This window comes from Halomonas sp. PBN3 (assembly GCF_000475415.1).
Lineage (GTDB): Bacteria > Pseudomonadota > Gammaproteobacteria > Pseudomonadales > Halomonadaceae > Halomonas > Halomonas shengliensis.
This window is the reverse complement of sequence record NZ_AXCA01000057.1, coordinates 24641-31767: the sequence shown is the minus strand read 5'-3', so window position 1 is coordinate 31767 and position 7127 is coordinate 24641. Positions and strand designations below refer to the sequence as shown.

General features: G+C 67.4%; 7 protein-coding genes and 3 tRNA genes. 5 read left to right on the top strand and 5 right to left on the bottom strand.

Annotated elements, in window-relative coordinates:
- Positions 1–339 precede the first annotated feature (339 nt).
- A complete protein-coding gene (locus Q673_RS22785) occupies positions 340–1584 on the top strand; it encodes an NAD(P)/FAD-dependent oxidoreductase (protein WP_023004961.1) in 1245 nt (414 codons plus the stop codon).
- An 88-nt stretch (positions 1585–1672) separates the two neighbouring features.
- Here the strand turns inward: Q673_RS22785 and Q673_RS22780 are convergent, their stop codons facing one another.
- Positions 1673–2095, bottom strand: coding sequence for a hypothetical protein (locus Q673_RS22780; RefSeq protein WP_023004960.1), 423 nt, complete (start codon positions 2093–2095; stop codon positions 1673–1675).
- Positions 2096–2301: 206 nt separating this feature from the next.
- Complete coding sequence (locus Q673_RS22775) at positions 2302–3210, bottom strand: DMT family transporter (protein WP_023004959.1); 909 nt, start codon at positions 3208–3210, stop codon at positions 2302–2304.
- 124 nt (positions 3211–3334) lie between these two features.
- Between Q673_RS22775 and pyrC the strand changes: the two genes are divergently transcribed.
- A complete protein-coding gene (gene pyrC, locus Q673_RS22770; RefSeq protein ID WP_023004958.1) occupies positions 3335–4372 on the top strand; it encodes a dihydroorotase in 1038 nt (345 codons plus the stop codon).
- A 73-nt stretch (positions 4373–4445) separates the two neighbouring features.
- On the opposite strand, the gene mtnN is transcribed toward pyrC, so the two are convergent.
- The 3 genes from mtnN to folD form a co-directional block, all read right to left on the bottom strand.
- The gene (gene mtnN / locus Q673_RS22765; protein WP_023004957.1) at positions 4446–5195 is read right to left on the bottom strand and encodes a 5'-methylthioadenosine/S-adenosylhomocysteine nucleosidase; all 750 of its coding nucleotides are present in this window, start codon (positions 5193–5195) and stop codon (positions 4446–4448) included.
- Positions 5192–5656, bottom strand: coding sequence for an S-ribosylhomocysteine lyase (locus Q673_RS22760; protein ID WP_023004956.1), 465 nt, complete (start codon positions 5654–5656; stop codon positions 5192–5194). Before Q673_RS22760 ends, mtnN begins: the two co-directional genes overlap by 4 nt.
- Before the next feature lie 97 nt (positions 5657–5753).
- On the bottom strand, positions 5754–6611 hold the full coding sequence (folD, locus tag Q673_RS22755) for a bifunctional methylenetetrahydrofolate dehydrogenase/methenyltetrahydrofolate cyclohydrolase FolD (RefSeq protein WP_023004955.1): 858 nt from the start codon (positions 6609–6611) through the stop codon (positions 5754–5756).
- A gap of 165 nt (positions 6612–6776) precedes the next feature.
- Here folD and Q673_RS22750 point away from each other — a divergent pair.
- The 3 genes from Q673_RS22750 to Q673_RS22740 all read left to right on the top strand — a co-directional run bounded on the left by Q673_RS22750 (position 6777) and on the right by Q673_RS22740 (position 7118).
- Positions 6777–6853 (top strand) — tRNA-Pro (locus Q673_RS22750).
- A 68-nt stretch (positions 6854–6921) separates the two neighbouring features.
- Positions 6922–6998: transfer RNA gene (locus tag Q673_RS22745), tRNA-Arg, on the top strand.
- Positions 6999–7043: 45 nt separating this feature from the next.
- A tRNA-His gene (locus Q673_RS22740) sits at positions 7044–7118 on the top strand.
- Positions 7119–7127: the final 9 nt, after the last annotated feature.

Genomic DNA, 7127 nt, shown 5'->3' with positions numbered 1-7127 from the left:
GAGGGAGGGGAGGACGTCAAGAACACAAGCAGCGAGCGCGTGCGGTCTGCGTCATAGAGGGGAAGCGGTGGCGACAGTGTGCCGTTGTTCCTGGGGTGCTGGATATTTTATCCTGATTTCATGCATTATGCAGAATATATATTTGCATTGAGTTTTAATTGCAAAGTAATATCCCGTAAAAGGTTGGAAATATAGAATATCTTGTGACGTACTCCACGTTATGATGCGACTGGTGCCGCCGCCGATCGCGATTCGACCCGGTGGCGGCATGGCGTCTATCGTTGAGTCAGGCCTCGCCGGGTGGCGGGGCCTGCGTGCATGTCAGAGGAGGGAAGCGTGATGTCTCGTGAGATCGTGGTGTTGGGAGCCGGCATGGTCGGCGTTTCGGTGGCCTGGCACCTGGTGCGCCAGGGCCATGCGGTGACGCTGGTGGATCGCCGCGAGCCGGGCCGCGAGACCTCCTTCGGTAACGCCGGCATCATCCAGCGCGAGGCGGTGCGCCCCTATGCCTTCCCGCGGGACCTCGGCACGCTGCTGCGGGTGCTGCCCAACCGCGAGGTGGATATTCGCTATCGTCCCGCCGGCATGCTCGGCGCGGCGAGCCCGCTGCTGCAGTACTGGCACAACTCCGGCGGCTCGCGCTACCGGAAGATCGTGCCGGAGTATGCCTCGCTGATCATGCGCTGCCTGGAGACCCATGGGCCGATGATCGAGGCCGCCGGGGCCGAGTCGCTGGTGCGGCGCGACGGCTGGCTGGAGCTCTACCACACTGAGGCCGCCTTCCAGGATCGCATCAAGGAAGCACGCGAGAACCAGGAACGCTACGGCGTCGAGTTCGAGGTGCTGGATGCCGCCGGCCTCTACGCCAAGGAGCCGCACCTCAAGAAGGGGCTCGTCGGCGCCATCCACTGGACCCAGCCTTGGACCGTGGCCGACCCGGGTGCGCTGGTGCAGGCCTATGCCGAGCACTTCCAGCAGCAGGGCGGGCGTTTCCTGCAGGCCGAGGTCAAGGAGGTCGAGAAGGCCGGCGCGGGATGGCAGGTCACCACCGATGGCGAGACCCTCGAGGCGCAGCAGGTGGTGGTGGCCATGGGCCCCTGGAGCGGCAAGCTGATGGCGAAACTGGGCCATCCGGTGCCGCTCTTCGTCAAGCGTGGCTACCACATGCACTACGCCAGCGCCGACGAGAACGCCCATCTCAACCACTGGATCATGGACGCCGAGACCGGTTTCCTGCTGGAGCCGATGCGTGCCGGCATCCGCCTGACCACCGGCGCCGAGCTGGCCGACCTGGAGGCGCCGCCCCGCTTCAAGCAGCTCAAGGCGGCGGAGGCGGCCGCACGCAGGATCTACCCCCTGGGCGAGCGTCGCGACCCCGAGCCCTGGAAGGGCGCGAGGCCCTGCCTGCCGGACATGAAGCCGATCATCGGCCCGGCACCGGGGCAGGAGGGACTGTGGCTGGCCTTCGGCCATGGCCACCAGGGCTTTACCCTGGGCCCGGTGACGGGGCTGCTGCTCAGCCAGATGATGGCGGGGGAGACCCCAGAGGTGGACATGGCGCCGTTCAGCGCGACGCGCTTCTGAGGCCGGGTTACAGTTTGCCGTCAGTCGCCGGGGCACTCGCTCCGGCGTGGTCCTTGCCAGTCTCCCTGGTAGTCAGGCGCCCTTACGGTCAATGGCCATTGCGGCGCTGCTTGATCTGGTGGGCGCAGAGCTTGATTACCAGGGTGACGATGAACACCAGCCAGCCGGCGGTGGCCACCACATTGAACAGCGTCAGCTTCTGGACTCCGCTCAGCGGTGTGAAGATCAGCTCGAAGCTCACACCCAGCACGAAGGCGATGAACAGCGGCAGCGCCAGGATGTGCATCCACATCTCGGTGCGCCGCTTCCTGACGTGGTAGCGGCGCAGCAGCACCCGCGTCGGCCGATGCACGAAGGTGACCAGCACCACGCTGCCCAGCAGCAGCAGGGCGGCCAGGGTGGGCTCCAGGTTGTCCAGGTAGGCCGACAGGCTGATCGACCAGTACACCACCAGCCACATCAGCCCGGCGATGATGGCGGCCAGATCGGCATAGTGGCGAACCTTGGGCATCGTCTCTCCCTCGTGAAGCTGGCCCCGCGAAAACTGGCGGCATGATACGGGATTTTGTCGCCGGCTGGCGAGTTATGGCCGCCTTTTGTGGGAGCCCAGATTCTGGGCGATGGCGCCGTCAGGCGCCCGGCGGTGTTGCTGAGGCACTTTCGATCGCCGATGAATCGGGCTCCCACAAGGTAACTTCGGCGCCTCAAAGGCTGTCCCTATTTTCGGTAGTCCCCGGCAGTACGCAGCACCAGCTTGCGCACCCAGTACCAGCGGTTGATCAGCAGCGCGGCGAAGATCATCGAGCAGCCGGCCAGCTGCAGGGGCGTCATGGTCTCGCCGTACCAGGCGGCGGCCAGCAGCGCCGCCCATACCGCCTCCAGCATCAGGATCACCGCGGCGTGGCTCGGGGTGGTGAGCCCCTGGGCATAGACCTGCAGGAAGAAGCGCAGGGTACTGGCGAGCAATACGCTGGCCGCGAGCCAGCCCAGGGTGACGCCGCCGATGCGTGCGGGCCAGGGCTCCACCAGCGCCGACAGAGCGCCGAGCACGAGGCCCACCACGGTCAGCTGGATGGCGGTGAGGGGCAGGGCGGGCAGGCGGCGCACCACCCGGGTGTTGACGTTGATCAGCAGCGAGAAGAGCAGCGCCGAGGTGGCGAACAGCCACTGGCTGGGCTCCAAGCGCAACCCGGCATTGAGGGAGAGCAGGGCGAAGCCGACCAGGGCGATGGGCAGCGCGATCCAGGTGGTGCGCGGCGGGCGGTCGCCGAACAGGAGTCGGGCCATGACCGGCACCAGCAGGATGCCCAGGCTGTTGATGAAGGCGCTCTCGCCGAGGTGGCGCGAATGGAAGAGCCCCAGGATCCAGAAGGTCAGGGCGCCGCTGAACAGCATGCCCACGCCGGCCCCGGCGGCGACATCTCGCGTCGAGAGCCGGTGCAGCCGGGGCAGGGCGAATGCCATCAGGATCAGGCCCGCCAGCAGGAAACGGCTGCCGATGAAGAGCAGCGGCGGCATGCCCGCCAGCGCCTCCTTGGAGAAGATCCAGCCGGAGGCGGCGAGCAGGGTGACGGTCAGCAGCAGCAGGTCGGCGCGCAGCGGGCTGCGCTCGAGGGTGTCGGCCATGGGGCGTCCCGGGTCGGGGCAAAGCGCCATGTTAGCAGACTAGCGACCGGTGCGGCGCTGCCGGAGCCCGTGCCTTTCGGTATACTCCCCCCCATTCGCTGAACCCGCTACCACAGGACGCGCCGTGACCTCCCTGACCCTGACCCGCCCCGACGACTGGCACCTCCACCTTCGCGACGACCAGGCGCTGGCCGCCGTGGTCGCGGCCTCGGCCCGGCAGATGGGCCGCGCCATCATCATGCCCAACCTCAAGCCGCCGGTGACCACCACCGAGCAGGCCCTGGCCTATCGCGAGCGCATCCTGTCGGCACTGCCCGAGGGCAGCTGCTTCGAGCCGCTGATGACGCTCTACCTCACCGACAACACTCCGGCGGAGGAGATCGAGCGCGCCCACGAGAGCGGCCTGGTGCAGGCGGTGAAGCTCTATCCCGCCGGCGCCACCACCAACTCAGACTCCGGGGTCACCGACCTGGCCCACTGCGACGCGGCCATCGCCGCCATGGCGCGGCTGGGCATCCCGCTGCTGATGCACGGCGAGGTGACCGACGCCGAGATCGACATCTTCGACCGCGAGGCGGTGTTCATCGAGCGGGTGCTCACGCCGCTGCTGGAGCGCCATCCGACCCTCAAGGTAGTCTTCGAGCACATCACCACCGCCGATGCTGCCGAGTTCGTGTCTCGCGCGCCGGCCAACGTGGGGGCCACCATCACCGCCCACCACCTGCTCTACAACCGCAACCACATGCTGGTGGGCGGCATCCGCCCGCACTACTACTGCCTGCCGATCCTCAAGCGCGAGCGTCACCGCCAGGCGCTGCTGGCGGCGGCCACCTCGGGCAGCCCGAAGTTCTTCCTGGGCACCGACAGCGCGCCCCACGCCCAGGGCGACAAGGAGAGCGCCTGCGGCTGCGCCGGCGCCTACACGGCACCGACGGCCATCGAGCTCTACGCCACCGCCTTCGAGGAGGCCGGCGCCCTGGAGCGTCTGGAGGGCTTCGCCAGCCACCATGGCCCGGACTTCTACGGCCTGCCGCGCAATGCCGACACCATCACCCTGGTGCGCGAGCCCTGGACGCTCCCCGAGTCGCTGCCCTACGCCGATGGCCAACGCATCGTGCCGCTGCGCGCCGGCGAGACGCTCGAATGGACGCTGAAGGGCTAGCCGACCTGCACCACAGATGTTGCTATTGAGCGAGTCAGGCAACGTTTGTGGTGCTTCGAGCCTGTCATACGGATTAGCGCGCGTCTGCGCGGTCCACCCTTTGCCCTGCATCGCGATGGTGGTCTGCCAGGCGTGCCACCATCGCCTCGATCATCTTCGAGGAGTGCAGCGCGGCCTTCTCCAGGAACTGCTCGAAGGAGAGGTGGTTGTCGCCGCCGCCGGCGATGTCGGAGAGGGCGCGGATCACCACGAAGGGGCAGTCGTAGAGGTGACAGGTCTGGGCGATGGCCGCGGCCTCCATCTCGGCGGCAAGCATGGTGGGGAAGCGCTTGCGGGTCTGCGCCACCAGGTTGGGGCAGGCCATGAAGACGTCGCCGGTGGCGATCAGCCCCTCGACCACCTTGACCTCGCCCAGCGCCTCGACGCACTCGCGGGCCAGGTGCATCAGCCGCTCGTCGGGGAGGTAGGCGGCGGGCATGTCGGGCACCTGGCCGTGCTCGTAGCCGAACACCACGGCGTCCACGTCGTGGTGGCGCACCTCGCTGGAGACCACGATGTCGCCGATCTCGAGCCCTTCGCCGAAGCCACCGGCGGAGCCGGTGTTGATGATCGCCTCGGGCCGGTACATGTCCAGCAGCAGGGTGGTGCCCACCGCGGCGTTCACCTTGCCGATCCCCGACTGCAGGATCACCACCTCGACGCCATGTAGCCGGCCGCGATGGAAGGTGTTGCCGACGTGGGTGCGGGTCTCGCGCCCCTCGAGCAGGGAGGCAAGGCGCTCCACCTCCTGACGCATGGCGCCGATGATGCCGATGCGCTTCATGCGAATACCTGGGTCCACTCGTCGCGCTTGGCCAGGAAGCCGCGGGCGACCTCCTTGGCCCCCTCGAGGCTGTGGCTCGCCGCCCAGCCGCACTGGGTCTCGTTGCAGGCCGGTACCTCGGTGGCCTCGAGGACGTCCTGGAGGGTCTTCTCCACCAGGTCGAGCATGGCGTCGTAGTCGTCGTGGTTGATCATCGCCCAGTAGAAGCCGGTCTGGCAGCCCATGGGGCTGATGTCGACCACCTTGTCGGAGTGGTTGCGCGACATCTCGGCCAGCAGGTGCTCCAGGGAGTGCAGGGCGGGCATCGCCATGTGCCCCTGGTTGGGCTGGCAGATGCGCATGTCGTACTTGTGGATGGTGTCGCCGTGCTCGCCGGTCTTGATGTCGGCCAGGCGCAGATAGGGGGCCTTCACCTTGGTGTGGTCCAGGTTGAAGCTCTCGACGTTCATCTTGTCGCTCATGACATCCTCATGTGCTGGTGTTCTGAAATCGGTGTGACCGCCCCATGAGACCGTTGTTCACTGGGCACGCAGGGGCGGTGCTGCGCCCAGGAGGCTGTCAGCTGTCGTCGTGGAGGTCGGCGGCCTGGAGGGTGTTCTCCAGCAGGGTAGCCACGGTCATGGGGCCGACGCCGCCGGGCACCGGGGTGATCCAGCCGGCGCGCTCGGCGGCGGCCGCGAAATCGACGTCGCCCACCAGGCGCCCATCCTCCTGGCGGTTGATACCCACGTCGATGACGATGGCGCCCTCCTTGACCCACTCACCCTTGACCAGGCCGGGGTTGCCCACCGCCACCACCAGCACGTCGGCACGGCGCACGTGCTCCTCGAGGTTGCCGGTGAAGCGGTGGCAGACGGTGGTGGTGCAGCCTGCCAGCATCAGCTCCAGCGCCATGGGGCGGCCGACGATATTAGAGGCGCCGACCACGGTGGCATCTAGGCCGCGCACGGCCAGTCCGCTCTCCTCGAGCAGGGTCATGACGCCCTTGGGCGTGCAGGGGCGCAGCAGCGGCAGGCGCTGGGCCAGGCGACCGAGGTTGTAGGGGTGGAAGCCGTCCACGTCCTTGTCGGGGCGGATGCGCTCGAGGATCGGCCGGGCGTCGAGGTGCGCCGGCAGCGGCAGCTGCACCAGGATGCCGTCCACCGCCGGGTCGGCATTGAGCTCGTCGACCAGCGCCTCGAGGGCCTGCTGGGAGGTGTCGGCGGGCAGCTGATGGCGGAAGGATTCGATGCCGGCCTCGACGCAGGCGTTGTGCTTGTTGCGCACATAGACCGCGGAGGCGGGGTCCTCACCGACCAGCACGACGGCAAGCCCTGGGCTGCGTCCGCCGGCCTCGCGGCGCGCCTGCACCTGGCGGGCGACCTTCTGGCGAACACGAGCGGCTATGGCTTTGCCATCGATCAGTTGCGCGGTCATCGAGGATCCTCTGGGTGGCCGAATTGAAGGAGGCGCGATTTTCGCATGTCGACGCCATGAAACAAAGCCGCGGCGCGGCGTCACTTGACGGTCGGGGAAAGTCACGTAGAATACGCAGCGCTCGACGAGGCCCCTGCGGCGGCGTCCGGCCCGCGAAGTCGACGGCGGAGTGTAGCGCAGCCTGGTAGCGCGCCTGCTTTGGGAGCAGGATGTCGGGGGTTCGAATCCCTCCACTCCGACCACAACCTGTTGATTGTCAAGGAAGAAATTGGCATTCAGGGTTGCGGCCAGGTGAGTTGGAACGTAGAATGCGCCCATAGCTCAACCGGATAGAGCAACGGCCTTCTAAGCCGTAGGTTGCAGGTTCGAGTCCTGCTGGGCGTGCCATCCAGGCGCGGTGGCGGGATGCTGGTTCGAGCGATTGTCGATGTGGTGGATGTAGCTCAGTGGTAGAGCCCCGGATTGTGGCTCCGGTGGTCGTGGGTTCGATCCCCATCATCCACCCCACCTCGACAC